This is a genomic window from Coriobacteriaceae bacterium, assembly GCA_025993015.1.
Classification (GTDB): Bacteria; Actinomycetota; Coriobacteriia; order Coriobacteriales; family Coriobacteriaceae; genus Collinsella.
Genome location: DAJPFV010000001.1, coordinates 1,122,853 through 1,141,773, shown reverse-complemented (window position 1 = coordinate 1,141,773; position 18,921 = coordinate 1,122,853). Strand labels below are relative to the sequence as shown.

At 58.2% G+C, this 18,921-nt stretch carries 13 protein-coding genes and 2 tRNA genes; 1 reads left to right on the top strand and 14 read right to left on the bottom strand.

The features are described from left to right. Positions 1-195: 195 nt before the first annotated feature. The 12 genes from OIL77_04890 to OIL77_04835 form a co-directional block, all read right to left on the bottom strand. A tRNA-Lys gene (locus OIL77_04890) sits at positions 196-271 on the bottom strand. Between the two features lie 28 nt (positions 272-299). Next, positions 300-1,580 carry an aminopeptidase gene (locus tag OIL77_04885; GenBank protein ID HJI44750.1) on the bottom strand — a complete coding sequence of 427 codons (1,281 nt, stop codon included), beginning with the start codon at positions 1,578-1,580 and terminating at the stop codon, positions 300-302. Between the two features lie 89 nt (positions 1,581-1,669). Continuing rightward, positions 1,670-2,245 (bottom strand): hypothetical protein, encoded by a 576-nt coding sequence (locus OIL77_04880; GenBank protein HJI44749.1) that lies wholly within the window; start codon positions 2,243-2,245, stop codon positions 1,670-1,672. Continuing rightward, positions 2,246-3,124: a phosphoribosylaminoimidazolesuccinocarboxamide synthase gene (locus OIL77_04875; GenBank protein HJI44748.1), complete on the bottom strand. Its 879-nt coding sequence runs from the start codon at positions 3,122-3,124 to the stop codon at positions 2,246-2,248. Positions 3,125-3,242: 118 nt separating this feature from the next. Continuing rightward, a complete protein-coding gene (locus OIL77_04870; protein ID HJI44747.1) occupies positions 3,243-4,808 on the bottom strand; it encodes a HAMP domain-containing histidine kinase in 1,566 nt (521 codons plus the stop codon). Between the two features lie 12 nt (positions 4,809-4,820). Further along, positions 4,821-5,543, bottom strand: coding sequence for a response regulator transcription factor (locus tag OIL77_04865; GenBank protein ID HJI44746.1), 723 nt, complete (start codon positions 5,541-5,543; stop codon positions 4,821-4,823). A 153-nt stretch (positions 5,544-5,696) separates the two neighbouring features. Further along, entirely contained in the window at positions 5,697-6,908 is a 1,212-nt protein-coding gene (locus OIL77_04860; protein ID HJI44745.1) for a twin-arginine translocation signal domain-containing protein, read from the bottom strand. Then, positions 6,908-7,171: a TIGR03905 family TSCPD domain-containing protein gene (locus tag OIL77_04855; protein HJI44744.1), complete on the bottom strand. Its 264-nt coding sequence runs from the start codon at positions 7,169-7,171 to the stop codon at positions 6,908-6,910. The genes OIL77_04860 and OIL77_04855 overlap by 1 nt, the downstream gene beginning before the upstream one ends. A 113-nt stretch (positions 7,172-7,284) precedes the next feature. Next, on the bottom strand, positions 7,285-9,084 hold the full coding sequence (locus OIL77_04850) for a GGDEF domain-containing protein (GenBank protein HJI44743.1): 1,800 nt from the start codon (positions 9,082-9,084) through the stop codon (positions 7,285-7,287). Continuing rightward, positions 9,081-9,917, bottom strand: coding sequence for a transporter substrate-binding domain-containing protein (locus OIL77_04845; protein ID HJI44742.1), 837 nt, complete (start codon positions 9,915-9,917; stop codon positions 9,081-9,083). Before OIL77_04845 ends, OIL77_04850 begins: the two co-directional genes overlap by 4 nt. Before the next feature lie 138 nt (positions 9,918-10,055). Next, complete coding sequence (gene purB / locus OIL77_04840) at positions 10,056-11,402, bottom strand: adenylosuccinate lyase (protein HJI44741.1); 1,347 nt, start codon at positions 11,400-11,402, stop codon at positions 10,056-10,058. Between the two features lie 293 nt (positions 11,403-11,695). Then, positions 11,696-11,770 (bottom strand) — tRNA-Gly (locus tag OIL77_04835). Between the two features lie 297 nt (positions 11,771-12,067). Here OIL77_04835 and OIL77_04830 point away from each other — a divergent pair. Next, complete coding sequence (locus OIL77_04830) at positions 12,068-15,499, top strand: SpaA isopeptide-forming pilin-related protein (GenBank protein ID HJI44740.1); 3,432 nt, start codon at positions 12,068-12,070, stop codon at positions 15,497-15,499. Positions 15,500-15,560: 61 nt separating this feature from the next. Here OIL77_04830 and OIL77_04825 read toward each other — a convergent pair whose 3' ends face one another. Then, the gene (locus OIL77_04825; protein HJI44739.1) at positions 15,561-15,779 is read right to left on the bottom strand and encodes a hypothetical protein; all 219 of its coding nucleotides are present in this window, start codon (positions 15,777-15,779) and stop codon (positions 15,561-15,563) included. Between the two features lie 21 nt (positions 15,780-15,800). Then, on the bottom strand, positions 15,801-18,890 hold the full coding sequence (locus tag OIL77_04820; GenBank protein HJI44738.1) for a hypothetical protein: 3,090 nt from the start codon (positions 18,888-18,890) through the stop codon (positions 15,801-15,803). Between the last annotated feature and the right edge of the window lie 31 nt (positions 18,891-18,921).

The following is an 18,921-nucleotide window of genomic DNA, read 5'->3' as shown; positions in this document are numbered from 1 at the left end:
GTCGATCGCTTTCTATTCTATGGTGGGCCGTCAGGGGTTCAGCCTGCTCCGCAGGCGGCCGCTGCGGCGCTTCGCGCCTTGCGCGCTGCGCTGGCAAACGCTCACGCGTTTACTCAGCTCCGCGCCCCGACGGGTTCGAACCCATGCCTTGGCAACAAAAAAGCGACCAACCGGAGTCGATCGCTTTCTTTTCTATGGTGGGCCGTCAGGGGTTCGAACCCTGGACCTTGGGATTAAAAGTCCCCTGCTCTGCCAGCTGAGCTAACGGCCCGCGGGTGGCATTGTACCACGGTCTGGGACTATTCCCAACTCCATTGGCCGTTCTGGAAAATCACAACTTCACGTCCATCAGGCGTAATGCCCGTAATATCGATGTCGTCCGTGCCGATCATAAAATCGACGTGCGTGCTCGAGACGTTAACGCCATGCTCCAGGAGCTCTTCCTTGGACATGTCGTACCCACCCTCGATGCATTCGGGGAAACCGACACCTAGCGCGAGATGGCAGCTAGCGTTCTCGTCATAGAGCGTGTCATAGAACAGAACGCCGTTTTCGCGGATCGGAGTGTTCTTGGAAATGAGCGCGACCTCGCCCAGATGAGCGGCACCTTCATCGGTGTCAATAATGCTCGCAAGCGTCGCCTTGCCCACACGGGCATCGTAGTCCACTACGCGACCGGCCTCGAACTTAATCCAAAAATCGTCAACCTTGTTACCGTGGTGAATGAGCGGCATAGCCGAATACACGATACCGTCGGCACGCATACGATCAGGCGAGGTGAAGACTTCCTCGGTGGGAATGTTGGGGAAGAAGGGGTGCCCATCGGGCGTCTTACCCTTGCCGCCGGCCCACTCGTGACCCTTCGTCATACCGATCGTCAAATCGGTTCCATTTGCCGAGGTGTAATGCAGGCGGTCAAAACGATTGTCGTTCAGGAAGCGCAAGTTCTTTTCGAACGCCGCGTCATGAAGCTCCCAGTCGCTCTCCGGGTCCTGGCCATCGGCACGAGCGGTGTGCAGAATCGCATTCCACAGCTTATAGATTGCAACCTCATCGGCGTCTCCCGGGAACACCTCGCGCGCCCAAGCCACGACCGGAGCGCCGGCGATACACCACGGGTTGATGTTGTAGTCCAGTCCACGGCGGAAGACCTTGCACTGCGTGTTCCTTGCCTTAGAAGCTGCAGCGGGCTTGGCGGGATCGATACCCTTGAGAGCCGCAGGATCCGCACCCTCGATAAAGATAAAGCAGGCACCGTCCTGGGCCAGGGAATCCAGCTGCAGGCGCTTCCACTCGGGCGTCTGCTCAAAATAGCTTTTATCGACATGCTCGTACGTGAGCCTCGTCACGGCATCATCGGCCCAAATGACCGTCACGTGGCCAGCGCCGGCGGCATAAGCCTCCGCGACCACCACGCGGGCAAAAGGCGCGCACTCGACCGGAGACTGAACGACAACCTCCTGGCCGGGTTTGACGTTTACGCCCTTGCAGACGACCAGGCGCGCGTAGTTTTTAATCTTGGGCTCCAGGGCCTTCATGCCCTCCAGAGCCTCTTCGACCGTCAGGGCAGCTCGAATCATGTGCCACTCCATCTATCTATAGAACAGTAAAAAGGCGCGCCGCAAAAACGACGCGCCTTATATCTTAGCGATAAGTATGAATGCAAACGCTACTTCTTCTTGGAGTCCTTCTTGTCCTCCTCGGCAGCCGCACGCTCAATAAGAGCGTTAAGCTTGTTCTCGGACATGCCCTCGGCCTGCGCGCGGTACATGTTGCGCAGGGGACGAATACGAACGAAGTCGTAGATAAAATCACCCAGAATGATGACATAGGACAAAACGATGCCGACCATCTGGACGGGACTGGACACCGTACCGCCGGGAGCGAAGTAGAGCGAAGCCCAAATTGCCACGACGAGTACCATGCCGATGGCGAGCACGGCCCACCAGATACGACGGCGCTTGGTGTAGTCCTCATCCTGCTTGAGGAGGATATTCGACACCGTGTAGATACGATCCTCACGAGCACGCTGCTTCGCCTTGCGGGCGCGCTTCTCCTCCTTGGAAAGACCTTCCAGGTTTTCGCCCTTCTCGAGCTCCTTGCGGCGTGCCTTGGATGATGCCGGCACGACGCGAACGGAGCTCGCTGCCTGGCGGGCGGGCTTAGCAGATGCGGCGGACTTGCGCGCAACCCCGGTAACTTCGTGGGATTGCGTGCGCTTGTTCGTGGCGCTACGGGTACTCACTTATGCGTTCTCCTTCATGCTTGTGAACTGGGAGCCCGTGATGATCTGGAAGGCCTCGCGATAGCGCTCGGACGTGCCATCGATGACCTCGGCGGGCAGGTGCGGGGTCTCCCCCGTCATATCCCAGTTGGCTTTGAGCCAATTGCGGACGAATTGTTTGTCGTAGCTGGGCTGAATCTTGCCCTCCTCGTAGCTGGCGGCGGGCCAGAAACGGCTGGAGTCGGGCGTTAGGCACTCGTCGATCAGCGTAACCTTGCCATCGATGACACCGAACTCGAACTTGGTGTCGGCAATGATGATGCCACGGGTCGCTGCATACTCGGCGGCAGCCTTGTAAATCTTGAGGGACAGGTCGCGAATCTGCGCGGCGACGTCCTCACCCACGATCTCGCAGCAACGCTCGAACGAAATGTTCTCGTCGTGATCGCCGATCTCGGCCTTCGTGGACGGCGTGAACAGCGGCTCGGGAAGCTTTGAGGCCTCGGTCAGGCCCTCGGGCAGCTGAATGCCGCAGACGGTGCCGTTCTCGTCATAGGTCTTCTTGCCCGAACCGGTCAGATAGCCGCGGACGATGCACTCGATAGGAATCGTCTGGGCCTTCTTGACCAGCATGGCGCGACCAGCGAGATAGTCACGATACTCGGCAAACTCCTCGGGGAAATCCGCCGGGTCGATGGAGACGAGGTGGTTGGGAACGATGTCGGCAAACTTATCGAACCAGAATGCCGAGATGCGGTTGAGCACCTCTCCCTTAAACGGAATCTCGTCGGGGAGAATAAAGTCGAACGCAGAAATGCGGTCGGTGGCGACCATCAGCAGGTTTTCACCGGCATCATAGATATCACGAACCTTGCCACGGGAATCCGGACGACGCTCCATCGTTGTCACGTGAGTCACTCCTTACCTAAATACGACAGTAATGCGGGTTCTCCCCCGCACGTTTTCGCAAACTCGGAGCGGCAGGGACGAAACCCCTCCTTCACCGAGTAGCGAAAAGCTAGTGCTCCATTGTAGTAGATGCCGCGTCCGCCGTGTGCTCGCGTGGCAGATGAATCGTAAAAGTTGTACCCTTTCCAAGCTCCGACTCCACGGATATATAGCCATGGTGGCGCTCGACAATCTGCTTGGTCACGGCGAGGCCCACGCCCAGGCCACCCGCCTCGCGGGCGCGACTGGCGTCGGCACGCCAAAAACGACCGAAGATGCGCGACAGGTCTTCCTTGGCGATTCCAATGCCCGTGTCCGAGACCGCAATATCGACGTGTTTACGGTCACTGAGCACCGACACCACGACCCATCCGCCCTCGGGGGTATAGCGCATGGCGTTACTCAAGAGGTTGATGACGCATTGCGTGATCATGTCGGGATCCGCCTCGACAACGTCATCGTGGCCCTGCGTCTCATCTGCAAAGCGCAAACGCAAGTCACGGTCGGCAAACAAGCGCTCCTGGCCATTCACAATCGAACGCACAAACGGCACCATATCCACCGGCTCCAGGTTGAGTGGCGCGGTACTGTTTTCCATGCGCGACAGGTCGAGCATCTGCTGCACCAGACGGGCCAGACGACGCGTCTCGGATGCGACCGTTTCCAGGTGTTCGTCATCGGTGGGATACACACCGTCTTGCATGGCCTCGACCGTTGCAAGCATGGCCATGAGCGGCGTGCGCAGCTCGTGGGCAACATCAGAGGTCAGGCGCTTCTCGTGCTTCATGTCCTTCTCGAGTGAGGTGGCCATCTCGTCGAAGGTCTCTCCCAGCTGATCGATCTCATCATCGCCGCGCAAGCCCGTACGAGCGGACAGGTCTCCATCGCGAATCTGCTTGGCGGTGCTGGTAATACGATGAATCGGCTTGGTGAGCATGCGCGACATGAGCGCTCCGATAACGACCGAGATGCAGACGGCCACAACCGCGGCAAGGGCCATGGCGTTAAAGGTCTTCTCTCTGAATGCCGAGTCTGCCCTGGTGAGCAGGGCATCGGAGCCAACCGCCCACAATTTGACCTGACCCACGTGCTCGCCGGAGGACGTCACGATCTCAACGTTGGCAACGCTATTGGAATCGGTGGGAGCAGACGAGACTGGGCTGTGCGATGCCCTCTTTCCGCTCGCATCGTCGGTCGTCGCCTGATTTTCGCGCACATCGGCAGTAGCGCTTGCCGAGGGCCACGAGTCGTCGTAGACGATGACGCCCTTTTTATTGACGACCTGCATACCAAGATCGTCGGACACCAAACTCGATGTCGCGACCGTACGCAGCTCCCCCGCAGTCCAAGAACCGTTTTCCTCATATGACGTTGCCAACTTTTCGGCAGCGGAATTGGCGATTTCGACAATATTGGAGCGCGTGTAATCCGTAAAAACCGTGCCCCATACAACGGAGACTACGCCCACCAATACCAATACCGTCATGAGCGATGTCAGGGCAAAAGCCAGGGCCATGCGCGAGGGATAGCTCATCGTTGGCCGTGAATCGGAACGAGGCGTGTTCCAACTAGCCTTGGAACCCGCCTCGTTCTCCTGCTTATGCTTTTGCCCGATTTCAAAGCGCGCAGGTGTCATATGTGATTTCCTTTATTTCTCGTCCGACTTATCGGTCTTGGTCGGAGCCTCGAAGCGGTAGCCGACACCGTGGACGGTGTAGAGCCACTTGGGCTTCTTGGGGTCGTCGCCCAGCTTGGCGCGAAGGTTCTTCACGTGGCTGTCGATAGTGCGCTCGTAACCCTCAAAGTCGTAGCCGAGCACCTTCTCGACCAGCTCCATGCGGTTGTAGACGCGGCCGGGGTGACGGGCAAGCGTGGTGAGCAGCTTGAACTCGGAAGCCGTCAGGTCGACTTCCTTGCCCTCGACCAAAATCTTGTGGCCCGAGATGTCAATGACCAGATCGCCAAAGTCGAGCACCTCGACGGCCGGCTCATCGGCCTGGTGGGCACGGCGGAACAAGGCGCGCACGCGCGCGACAAGCTCGCGCGGCGAGAACGGCTTGATCAGGTAGTCGTCGGCACCGAGCTCGAGACCGATAATACGGTCCTCGATCTCGCCCTTGGCCGTCAGCATAATGATGGGGACATCCGAGGTGTCGCGAATGGTGCGGCAAACGCGCTCGCCGGGAATCTTAGGGAGCATGAGGTCGAGCACGACCAGGTCGAACTGATGCTTCTCGAACTCCTCGATAGCGGACTGGCCGTCGCCCACGCCCACAACCCAATAGCCCTCGCGCTCGAGATAGGCAGCGACAGCGTCACGGATTGCCTTCTCATCCTCGACCAGCAGAATCTTTTTTGCATCTGAAGCCATAACACGGCCCCCCTGTCTCAATTAGCTAAGAACAAGCTCATTTTAACGCATCTGAGCCCACCGGGTATCGCATGGGTGCGATAGCTCGGCGGGCGGTACTCATAGTCACAACGCGCTTATTCCCCTGTCGACGCCTTTTTAACCCCTCGGAGACTAAAGAGAGAACAAGCGAGCGGTAACCGTCTCGGGAATCCCCTGACTGTTACGCACCGTTGCGTACGTTAAGAACGAGTTCGATTTACCCGCCGTAGCAGGATAATCGCCATACTCCAAGGCTCGGTCGGGCGACAGAAGCGAGCCGTAGGTCTTAGCCGAAGTGTCAATCAAAAAATGCGACGCCTGAACTTTAACCAGGTATTTATTTTTCCTTCCCGCGGCGCACGCGAGCGGCTCACGCGAAAGGAAGAGGTACGGCCCGCCCTCGCTACCGATATAGGTGCCCATATTGCCCAGGCTACCCACACCGCTATACGTCGCCTCGATGGAGAACACGAAGGTGTCGCCCATATACACGGCCTCGAAAGGCGAAACCGACGAAGGCAGCACCAGCTGAGCTCGCTTCGTGTTGTTGCCGTCAGTCAGGTCGATCGCCGTCATACCGTAATAGACGCCCTCATCATTGTGCACGCGGGGCGAGATGGTCAGGATGCCGTCGCTCACACGCGGGGCGGATGCGAAGCGGCCCGTCGACTTCCAAATAACCTCAGGCTTGGACTCGCTGGGCGACTGACGGTAGCAGTACGAATCGTTACTCGTCTTGGTGCCGCCGGACGAAGGCATCTTATACCAGATGACCGACGACCCATACGCTGTGAAGAGCGGCGGATCGTAGTTTTCGCCACCGCGGTCGAGCTCGACAGCGTTGCCGGTAAGGGAGGAGCCTGCAAGGTTTTGCGCATAGAGTTTCCAGGACGCATTGGCAAAGTTCATTTCGACCCACGCGAACACGCCATCACCCGCGCGAACGTCGTAAAACGCATAACCGGTTCCCTCAATGGGATCCTCGATAAGTGTGGTAAGCGAGCCATCGCCCAGGTTGAGCACACCAAGCGTATTGGCATGCAGGGCAGAAGCAGGCGCCATCATCGCGGCAGCGTAGTCGCCATCGCAGTAGTACAGCAGCGTGCCCAGCGGCAGCGTCCACGAGGCTGCGGGCTCAAGATCGATATCGACAGCCTCGTACTCATCAGTGATCGAGACAATCTTCGAATCGTCCTTGATAACCTGCGGCTCGCCAGCGGCGTCATCACTCGTGCCCGTTTTTTTCGAGCAACCGGCCAGTACGGCAGCAGCACCGGTAGCGGCGCCACCCAGCACAAAACCTCGACGCGTTATTCCATTCTTAAAGCGATCAGCGATGCTCATTAGGCGATCTCTGCGCGAGCGGCCTCGATAGCGCGCGTAAGCTGATCGGCGCAAGAGGTCTTTTTCATACCGCAGGTATTACCGGCGAGAACCTCGATTACGCGATCGGCGGGAGCGCCTTCGACCAGCCTGGAGATGGCCTTGAGGTTGCCATCGCAGCCGCCGGTAAACTCGACGCCCAGCACCTTGCTGCCATCGTCAGAGAGATTGAGGTGAATATTGCGAGAGCATACACCCTGAGGCTTGTAGTCAAAACTAATCATTGAGATCCCCTCTCAGAAAGAAATTTCAGACGTCTATTATCCCCACCTGGACCGACTTATTATCGCAAGCACCGATTCAACATCCTACGATGCTTGGACTGGCGGGGGCAAGATTAGCAGTCCGCACCCTGTACGTGGACCATGCGCTTCTCCCGATACATATTGTGGTCGGCGACGCGATATACATCGGCCAGCGTATTTCCAGCCGTCTCGACGGTCGCCACGCCAATCGATGCGCTGACCGTCAGGGTCTCATCGCTTACCGCGGCAAGACCGAGACGAAGATCCTGTTCCAGCCCGAGCGCAGACTCGTTGTCAGTATGGGGGCAAACCAGCAAAAACTCGTCGCCGCCAACGCGCATCGGCAGGTAATCCGCACCAGCCACCCGCCGCAGCACGGACGCCGTCCGTCGCAGCAGTTCATCCCCCATCTCGTGACCATAAATGTCGTTGGTCCGCTTGAGATAATTACAGTCCACCATAATCACGCTCACTGGCAAGTCCTCGTTTACCAGGCTATCTCCACGCGATTCCAGATAGTTGCGGTTGCGAAGCCCCGTCAGTTTATCTTGGTATGACAGCTCCTCGGCATGCTTGACCATCGATATGTTGTGCGTCGCCACGACGACCGAATCCAGGCGGCCTTGCTCATCGCGATGCTGGGGGACAACCTGTAGCGAGTACCAAGTGCCTCGACAATCTCGCACCTCGGCAGCCAAGTACGGTACGCCCTCCATGCGTTCACGAAGCGTACTTATATCTACGAGCCCCACAACCGCTTCGCGGCTTTCGGGGCTCACGATATCCCGGCAGACCGTGTCCATAAAGTCATATGCCTCGCTATGCTCGGCAAACATCTTCGCTATCGCCGGCGACATATTGATTCCCTCGATCTCGAGGGTGTCAAGATGCAAAAGGAAGGTCGAATCGTAGATGGCGCTTATGGCATTGATAATGCCGAGCTGTTTATCCTTTTCGACCAAATTGCGGTGGTCAGCGATATTTCGAGCCAACAGTACCACGACCCAAAACGCAAGGCACACCAAGACGCCGACGGCGACAAATGAAATCCTGTCAGACATGACCTCAGATTTGGGATATAGCGCAAACAGGCGGTAGCCCTTATATGCCGCACGCACGGCATATAAGGTGGTCCCCCGATATTCGATACGTGTTACGCCCTCGTCTTTCCAGTCAATTCCGCTATCGGCGAGAAGCCGGGCAAGGGTTATATCGACGGTCGAATCGTTTGAAGAAACGATTTGCGCATCGCGCATCACAAGCACCGTTGGACTCTGATGGAACGTGTTGTTCACAAGGACGTCGGCGATCGTGTATGAATAGTCATCGGCGGGCTCAGCCGCAAGGGATCGATACCCCAACGCCACCCCATCACCGTATGGAACGGCACTCACGGCAAAGTCGACACCGCGGCGCTCGACAGCGGTCGAGTAGGAAACTTTGGACCCTCGATACATCGATGCGATCGACGAACAGGCCAGCTCCTCTCGCCACAGCATGAGTGGATCGCGGCCGTCGATATCGTAATGGGCGACCATATGACCATCGGCGTCCATGACCAACATTCCCGAAAGGCTCTCGGTATGGACATATTCCTCGACCAGATCGTCGTTGACTTCAAATCGATCAGGCGGCAAGAACGTCGCAAACGACTCGAGCGCCGCATCCAAATTGTGCGTCGCCTCGGTTTTTCTTCCCTGTTCATATCGGTCATATTTTTCGCAGGCATTTTTTAAAAACACCATGGTTTCTTGGCCGAACCCAAGCGTTTTATCAAGGCAGCGATGCGTGCCAACCATATAGAGCAGACTCAGTAGGGCAACGCTGGCCACGATGCCGATGCCCACTGCGGCTAAACTCTTTCGGCGAAAGCGGCGCTCGTCATTTGTCATGATTCCGCTCCTTGCCCGCCTGTCGTCGCTCCTGCTTTGTAATTGTCCACAATGTGCTCTATCGTGCCGTCTCGATCCATGTCGGACAGTGCGGTATCGAGGTTTTTGACGTACTCCCCCTCATAGCTATCATCAAACGCGACGCCCAGGTCAACCGTCATAACGTTGCCGGCGAACACACGATAAACGCCAGGATACTGGGCAACGAGTCGATCAAGCGACTGAACGTCCGCCATCCAACAGTCGACATACCCTTTGGCGAGAGCGGCCTTGCAGAGTTCGGCAGAACCATACGATTTGATTTGCACGTCCGGCGAGATTTCCAGATCCCCTGCGAGCAATCGGCGTTCGCTCACCGAGCCCGCAATCACCGCGATGGTCTTGCTTCCATCGAGATGCGCCAAGGACTTGATGCCACTCGTTTTCTTGGCGACAACCGAAACCGTCACGGTTAGATACGGCTCGGTCCAGTAATACTTATCCTCGCGATAACAGGGAGAATAATCACACCACAGGCAATCGATATCACCGTTTTTGAGCAGCCGGTCGCGATCGTTCCAGTCAATATCGACAAACTGTGGCTTGAGCCCCGCGCGCCTGCAGGCCTCGCGGGCGATGTCGACATCGATACCGGCGTAATCGCCCGTGGTATCGACATACACATAGGGGTCGTTATCCGTAACGCCGATTTTGAGTACCGGGAGATCTTTGTCGCCTTCATTCGAGGAGGAAGAACTGCTTCGAACGGTATACGTCAGGGCGCCCGCACAGACGGCAACAAGGAGTATGAGCGTAAACGAGACGATGGCGGCTCGCTTGATGCGTCCGGGCACGCGCCTCCCTTCATCGAAACAGCAGTCGGATTTCATTTTATACCCGGGGCCGATGCGGCGATAAAAAAGCGCCTCGCCCAAGATGGGCAAGGCGCCAAAGGTTGAAATGCATCCGCAAGCGGTCGAATTAGGTTAACCCTACTCGAAGTTCAGCTGCTCCAGGCGGTCGAAGACCGTATCGATGCGGGTGAGGAAGTCCCACGGATCAAAGATCTCATCGAGCTTCTCCTGGCTGACGGTGCAGCGCGGATCGGCCTCGAGACGCTCCTTAAAGGTGGGGCCAGAGACACAATCCTGCACCTCGTGCCAGGTGGCCATGGCGTTTTCCTGCACGATAGCGTAGGCGTCCTCGCGGGTGATGCCCGTGTCGACGAGGGCAAGCAGCACCTTGGAGGAGAAGATGAGGCCGCGGGTCTTGTTGAGGTTGGCCATCATGCGGGCCGGATACAGCTGCAGGCCGTCGATAACGCGAATGAGGCACTGGAACATGTGGTCAAGCGCGATGAAGCTATCGGCCTGGGCGACGCGCTCGGCGGAAGAGTGCGAAATGTCGCGCTCGTGCCACAGGGCGACGTTGTCAAAGGCGACCTGAGCGTTGGACTTCACGACGCGCGACAGGCCACAGACCTTCTCCATGGTGATGGGGTTGCGCTTGTGCGGCATGGCGGAGCTGCCCTTTTGGCCCTTGCGGAAAGGCTCCTCGGCCTCGAGCGTATCGGTCTTCTGCAGGTTGCGGACCTCGGTCGCGATGCGCTCGCAGGTGGCCGCTGTAGTGGCAAGCACGCCGGCAAGGTAGGCGTGGTGATCGCGGCTGATGACCTGCGTGGACAGCGGATCGTGGACCAGGCCCAGGTGCTCGCAGACATACTCCTCGACGAACGGGTCAATGGAGCTGTAGGTGCCAACGGCACCGGAGATAGCACCGAAGGCAACGTTCTTGCGAGCATCCTCAAGACGATCGAGATCGCGCTTGAGCTCCCATGCCCAAGAGCCAAACTTCATACCGAAGGTCATCGGCTCGGCATGGATGCCATGGGTGCGGCCGGCGCAGAGCGTATTGCGCTCCTCGAAGGCACGACGCTTGCAGATCACGCCGAGCTTCTTAACGTCCTCGATAATCAGGTCACACGCCTGAGTAAGCTGATAGCACAAAGCCGTATCACCCAGGTCGGAGCTGGTCATACCGTAGTGAACCCAGCGGCTAGGCTTGGGCTCGCCCTCGGGAACATCGGCGTCGACATATTCCTTCATGTTGGTCAGGAAGGCGATGACATCGTGGCGCGTGACCTCCTCGATCTCGTCAACCTTCGCCTTCTCAAAGTTGGCGTGGTCGCGAATCCACTGGGCCTCTTCTTTGGAAATACCGATCTTGCCGAGCTCCGCCTGAGCCTCGCAGGCCAGGACCTCAATCTCCTGCCAAATGGCATACTTGTTCTCGAGGGAGAAGATATGTCCCATCTCCGGGCGGGTATAGCGATCGATCATAGCGGCTCCTTTTTGGTTATTGGCACGTTGGTCGTAACCCAACCATTGTACCGTGCGCGGGTGCGAGTATGGGCAGCAGGCATTAACCTAACATTTTGAAACAGGAGCGGCCATGGGGACGTCCGCGTATTTGCTTTGCAAATACGCACCGGCTTCAGGCGCCTGCCGGCGCCTTCGCCTGCTCGCTACAAACGCTTCGCGTTTGCTTTACGCTCGCACCCTGTCGGGTTCGAGTCCCGGCACTTTATTGAAAAAGGCACGGTAACGAAACGTTACCGTGCCTGAAATTCGAATGGAGCGGGCAACGGGACTCGAACCCGCGAGTGTCAGCTTGGGAAGCTGATGCCTTACCACTTGGCGATGCCCGCTTGTGTGTTGGCTAGTATAACGCGGTTATCTTGTTTGATACAAGGGTGTCGATGCTTGTTTTAGCTGTGGAGAATCGTTTGAAAACCGCGCCAATTGTGGAGATGAGGACCTTTGTCTTTCTTTTCTTACCATCTTCTACCTGCGCTTTTGTCTGATTATTGTATTTGAACTCGATTTGTCAGAAATCGGGCAAGCTTTTGGTCAGCTTCCGGTACTTACCCGCATGAACCATGGCGGTAGCCTCATCCCAAGCGCCGCGGCCTCCCCGTGCGGCGCACGAGGGATAAGGAGCAGCCATGTCCAACGCACCCACGCACTCTGTCCACAGCGCAATCGCAACAGGTCCGCTGCTCCTGCTCCTCTTTTTTCTGATCGGCTGCCTGGCCCCAGGGACCGCACTCGCCGTCGACGGGAGTGACGCCCTTAATTTCCGCACCATAAGCGACGGCTGTGGCCCCTTCGGTGTCGGTAAATACGAGGCACAGGACACTTCAATTTCGTACTGCATGAATCAAGACTGCCCCGGCCCCAGCAAGCCGGGAGGGCCATGGCGTACATATAACCAGGGCTGGACATGGCTCGATGACGAATTTGCCGCCATCGTCTGTCACGGATACCCCTCCAATACATCCTTTGGCGGCCACAACCTGTCGCCCGATCTCGCCCGTGCCGCCACCCAGATTGCCGTGTGGATGCTCAAGGGAACCACGCACCCCGACGGCACCTATTCGTATACAAATAGCAAGGGAGTTGCCAGGAGCGGTAGGTTTTACGAAAACGCTGAGGCCGTAGCGGCTGCACGTTGGCTCTACGACAGCGCCAAGTCCGGATCCATTAAGGCAGCCCCGCATCGAGCCAGGCGTTATCACGGCCCGGTCTCGGGCGAGGGCCGACATCAGGACATGCTCTACGTTTTGCCCGTCGTCTCCGTATCGTTCCAAAAACAGTCGTCCAAAGCCGACATCACCGCCGGAAACGGCATCTACAAGCTCGATGGCGCGACCTTCGATATCTTTGAAAATGCAGGCGACACACGCGTTGCTACCATCAAGATGGACAGCAGCGGTCGCGCACAGGCGACACTTTTGCCCAACACGGCATATTATCTGGTCGAAACCAAAGCTCCGGCGGGTTATATCCCCAGGAGTGACCGCATCGCCTTTTCCACCAGCAATGACGGCGGGAATGTCGTCATCGATGAGCAACCCGGTACCATTACCCTGCGCATCGCAAAGGTCGATGCCGCGACAGGGGCAGGTCCTCAAGTCGGCGCGTCACTTGCCGGCGCTGAGTTCACCTGCGTCTCACAGTCTACCCCGGGCTGGACGCACACCCTCACGACGGATGAGGACGGCTGGGCAATACTTACCGACATCCCCCTGGGCACCTTTACCATCTATGAGTCGAGAGCTCCCGAGGGCTATCTGCCCTCCGATGAAACCTGGAGCTACACCATCGGGGCCGACCAGCTCGGAGACGTAGGCGTCGTTGAGCTCGAGCGCCGCATCCCCAACACCCCTATCGCTTTTGACCTTGAGATTTCAAAGTTCAAGGACTACGGCAATAGCGATGGGTCTGGTATAGAGCAGCCGGCGGAAGGCGTGGTCTTTGAAGTGGTAAGCAACACTTCGCAGCAGGTTGTTGGAACGCTGACCACCAATATCTACGGCTTCGCATCGACCAAAGACCAGGCTGGAGCATGGTTTGGCGCAGGAGGGCGCCCCGATGGAGTCAGCGGAACCATACCGTATGACCGTGCCGGCTACACCGTTCGTGAGGTTGCCGGCACCGTGCCCGACGGCTTTAAGCAGGCAGGGGAATGGACCATCACGGCAGAGCAGATCTCGGACGGCGCAGAACTTCAGTACATCGTAGACAACCACGCCCTGTCGACACATCTTCAAATCGTGAAGCGCGATGCTCAGACTGGATCCGCCGTACCACTCGCCGGGTTCACCTTTCAGCTGCTCAATGGCAACCGTGAGCCCATCTCGCAAACATCCTGGCATCCCGCCCATACCGTTATGAATACCTTTACGTCCGATGAAACCGGCACCGTCACCCTACCCGAATCGCTTAACCCGGGCACGTATTACATACGAGAGATTTCCGCCAAGGAACCGTATCTTGTTGGAGAAGATCTGGAGATAACGATTCCCGCCGACATGAACTTAACGCCCGTCGCGGTCGCCTCGTTTAACGACGACGCGGCAACAGGAAGCATCGAGATCGTTAAGAACGATACCGTAGACGGACACGCCCTTGCCGGCGCTGTTTTTGATATCCGCGCCGCGGGCGATATCGTGCGCCCCGACGGCAGCATTGTTGCCCTGGACGGCGAAACCGTCACCACCATCACGACCGACGAGCGGGGATTTGCGTGCGCGAATCATCTTTCACTGGGGTGCGGAACAGCCAACTATGAGGTTATCGAGGCGCAGGCACCCGAAGGATACCTGCTCGACCAAAGCACCCACGCCGTCAAGCTGTCATATACCAACCAGGAAACACCCGTGATCAATGTGCACCTCGACGTTTCTAACGACTACACCAAAATCGACATCTCCAAAGTCGATCTGACGGGCAACCAAGAAGTGGAAGGCGCCAGGCTCTCCCTCCACGATGCTGACGGAATCGAAATTGACGCTTGGACCTCTTCTGACAAGCCGCATCGCATCGAGCATCTTTCACCCGGCACCTACATCCTGCGCGAAATGATGTCCCCGCGCACCTACGACCTCGCTCAAGACATGACGTTTGAAATTAAAGCGACGGGAGAAGTGCAGACGGCGTCCATGAAGGACACACCCATCGAGGTCGAGGGCAGAGTCGACAAGCGGCAAGAGATCGCCCGCCCTATCGGTAAGGGTCTCGTCGCCAATGGTGATGGCAAAAACCGAGCGGTGACACAATCCGATACGGACGGCTCCTTCTCCTATACGCTCGATGCTAAAAATGAGTCGAGTACCTGGGTTGATGAATTCACCATCACAGACGATCTCGAGTGTGCCAAAGATGGCGCAGCGAAACTTGTTGCCATTGAAACCCCTATTGCCGCCGGAGATTTCGACGGTCTTTGCAACGTGTGGTATCGAACGTCGCCAGCGGGAGGCACCGATACGGGCGAACAGGTCAACGCAACGCTCAGCGACGGGCATGACAACCCCTGGCTCGAAACGGATGAAGTCAAAAATCTCCTAGGCGACGATTTGCGCATAGTCGATTACAGCAATTGGCATCTTTGGAAAGCAGATATTCCAACAACGAAATCAGTCACCCTCGAGGCAAAAGAACTCGCTCTTTTGGGCGGCACCACCATCACAGGCGTTCGTCTTGAGTACGGGGCAGTATCGGCCGATTTCACGACAAGAGACACTGCAGAATCTTGGACCCGCGAGGACCTCAAAAACGAGCATGACGACCTTGATGATGTGAACGCCGTCCTTGACTCGGATATTCACGGCGCCGTCATCCATATGCAGGCCGCATCGTCTTACACACCCCAGACCGCACTCGCCAACAGCGCTCGCGTTGACCTCTGTCGCAATGGCGGCGGTAGCAACCTTGAATCGCATGACGAGGATCGCATCATCCAGCGATGCGCCAGACCGCAAGATTTACCTGCAACGGGGTCCCTTCCCATCGTCGCCTGCCTCACCGCCTTCATGACCTCCGGCGCCGCGGCAATCTGGTTTGCCCATCTAAAGCTGGCGTCGAAACGTCGCTGACGCAATAAAAAGAGGCGAGCCCGTCTCCCGGCTCGCCTCTTTTTCGTGCATGGCGAAATGGCTATTCCCCAGATGCAGACCCACCGTCGATGAGCGCTTGTTCGGACTCGGAGATGCCATCGGCTCCCAAACTCTGCTCGTGCTCCACTTCTTCGCTAATCGTGGACTCGGGCGTTGAGCCTTTAACACCCACGATATACGCGGCCCCAAAACCAAGGGCAATGGCGATCAGGGCCAAGATGAGATAGATGGGCCAGTGGCGCTTGATGTACGAAAACACGCAGACTCCTTAGAGGTCAACCTACGAACGACGAATGACCTCGGTCACGACCTCGGACACCGTAGCGATATTTGTCGGATTGACGTTGTGCGGCAGATCGTCCTCGGTGTAAGCGCACGCCAGACGCGGACCGTCAACGCCGGCAATGGTAAGGGCGCGTCGGCTTGCCTCGAGCGCAGCATAGGCGTCGGTCTTGGCATAGGGCATCTCAAATGCACCGCAATCGACATGGAACGACTTGCACACCTTATTGACCAAGTTCATGATGCGTCGGTCGCCCTTGAGCAACTGCTGCTCGCCCTCGACCGTCACGACCGAAAGCCTGCCGGCACCAATGGACTCAAGGTTGATAAAGAACACGCCGCGGAGCTTGTCGCGATGTGCGGCCAGGAACGCCTTCATGCCGGCGCCGTCACAATCGGAAGCGCCTGTAGCCACAAACCAGATGTCGTGGCCAAGCAGCTCGTCATCACCCATGGAGGCAACGGCAGCGAGCATATCCTCGGCGGAAGCTCCATCGGAAGACGTGGCACCACCCTTCCAGCCGTCGTCGTCATCCTCGAAGTTATCCCACGAACCGATGCCGCGACCAGACTTCTTGGCGTCGTAATCATCCTCGACGCCAAGCCAATCGCTCATGCTGCCCTGCTCGTTCTTCTTTTTACGACCGAACAGACCCCCCAAGCCGCGCTTTTGTGGCTTGGCGGCCGAAGCGGCAGGGGCCGAGATGGTCTCAAACGGCTGAACATCCGAGGTAGCCGGCATGGGAGGAACAGCCGGAGCCGATGTGGGCTCGGGACCCTGTGCCGTCGCGAAGGGATCGTTAACCTGAGCCGAAGGGTCGGGAAGGTCGAACAGCGAGGTGCGCGAGGCGACATTGGCCTGCTGCATCGAAGGCATCGAGGGATCGGGGACCGAGGCCAGCGGAGACGCAGAGGGCATGGGGGTCGGCGCGGATGCTGGGTCGGGAACGTTCATGTTCGGGCGCGGCGACGCCTGAGACGAAATCTGAGCCATCAGGGCATCGACCGTCTCGGCCTGCGACGGAGCAACGTTGGCAACCGTAGCGCTGGGATCACTCGGTGCGGGCATGGTGAAGATCTGCGTAGAGTAGGGCCTCGACTCATCCGCCTGTGGAGCTTCGGGGGCCACGGGCTCAGACTCCTTCTCGGAGTTGTCCGCAGCGACCTGTTCCGCCGGGGATTGATCCTCGACCGTATCGGGCGCAGTGGGCTCGTCCTCGACAGGAGCGGAAAGAGGCTCGGCGATAGCGGTGCCCTGCTTCTCAAACGTCATCGTGGCATCAAACGACACAGTGCTGTCGACCGGCTGTTGGGTTTCGAAGGTCGTCGTCTCCCCGGCACCATCCGCAGACGAAGGCTGCGGCGCCTCGAAAGACGTCGTGGCGTCGGCAACATCAACGGATGCCGGCTGCTCGGCGTCGTTTTGCTCAAATTCCTGTGCCGCGCGCTCACGCTCGGCCTCGACCGCCTGTTGTTGAGCCACAGCCTCGCGCTCGGCTGCCTCGCGAGCAGCAGCGCGCTTTTCCTCAAAGTCGTCAACGAGCTTCTTGCCCTTTTCGAATGCCCCCTTAAAGAAATGGGAGGCGCTGGCACCGATCGAAGAAAACGCGGAAGCGATATCGGCATGGGGCGTCGTCACCGGGAACTCGGCAGAAAAATCGGTGTCGCTCTCATAGGACACGCGCTGCGGACATGCATCGTAATCGTCCTCGGTATTATCGAGCTCCTCGGGTGCCGGGGCAGGCGCCATGACGTCCAGACCGGCTGCGGAATCGATAGTGGGCTCTGCATCGGTCTCCGCCTCGATGCCGTTGGTATCATCGGACTGAGCAGCCACGACCGGATCGGGCTGGGGCGCGGGCTCAAACGTCGGCTCCTCGCCCTCTTCGTAATCGAGCGTGCAGGACTCGGGAAGCATGCCCAGGGCACGGATGGCATCCGAGCCAAATCGGATGTTGCCGGCGGCATTGCGATAAAGCTTGGGCTCGGGTTCGGTCTGCTCAGCCGCGGCAGGCTCCTCTGCCGACTCGGCAGCGGACTCGTCCGCAACGGGCTCCTCGTCCGGAATATCTTGGACCTGGGGCTCGGGTGCGATGACGCCAATCAGGGTCTCGTCGGCAGAGGCACCTTCGAACCCATCGATTTGCTCATCAAAAGCCTCGTCCTGCTCACCCTCGGGAGCGACCGGCTGGCCATACTCATCCTCGGTATAGGCAGGCTCTTCGTACTCGATGGTATTGCCGTAATCGTTTTGCTGCTGGGCCGCGGCATACTCGGCCGCCGCACGCGCCATCTCCTCGGCGCGACGCTTCTGCTCGCCAAAATACGTGTCGAACGGAATATCGTCAGGGAACTCGTTCTCGCCCTGATAGGGGGCGACGTTATCCATGACACCCAGCATGGCGGCAACAGACGACTTGTTGCAAACCGAGCCGGACGTATAGGGGAGGATAAAACGATTGGAAATGATATTGGCGGCATTGGCGAGAGCCACGAGAGAGGCAAGGATCGCGACAATCCACAGCAGGACCTTCAACGCGCCGGGAAGCGGCAAGATGCGCAGGATGGCAATAGCTGCGGGAGCAATCGTGGCAATCGGGAGCAATTTGGCGATCAGTGCTCGATACGGCGCATAGGGTTCGCGAGCGAGCAGCTCGGCGCGCGGTGAGTCATAGTGCGCGACGACGACAACCGGGCGATTGCGCGGAGAGGCAAGCGGGCCCGACGCCTTGTGGTAGGCGATGACGTTTTGGCTCACGCCCGTCTTACCCAGGCGAGAGATCACGGGGCGACCGGTTCGCTCGAGCACATAGAGCACGGCTCCGACAATGGCCAACAGGGTGCCGACTAAGCCGATACCGCCGCCAATGCCCATAAGCAGGGCACCGGCAAATGTCAGAATGCCCGTAACGGCAAACGCCATCCTGCTCGGCGCGGGAGCATTAAACTCCTGCACCTCAGGATCAAAGCCGTGGTTGCGGAAAATTTGAGCGATATCTTCGGCAGCCAAGCGCTCTTCTTCGCTGCACGCCGGCGTGATGCCGGTGTTCTGCAGCAGGTGGTTAATATAGTTCTGGGTGTTCGCCATGTGCGCTCCACATCCATAATCCGACAAATAG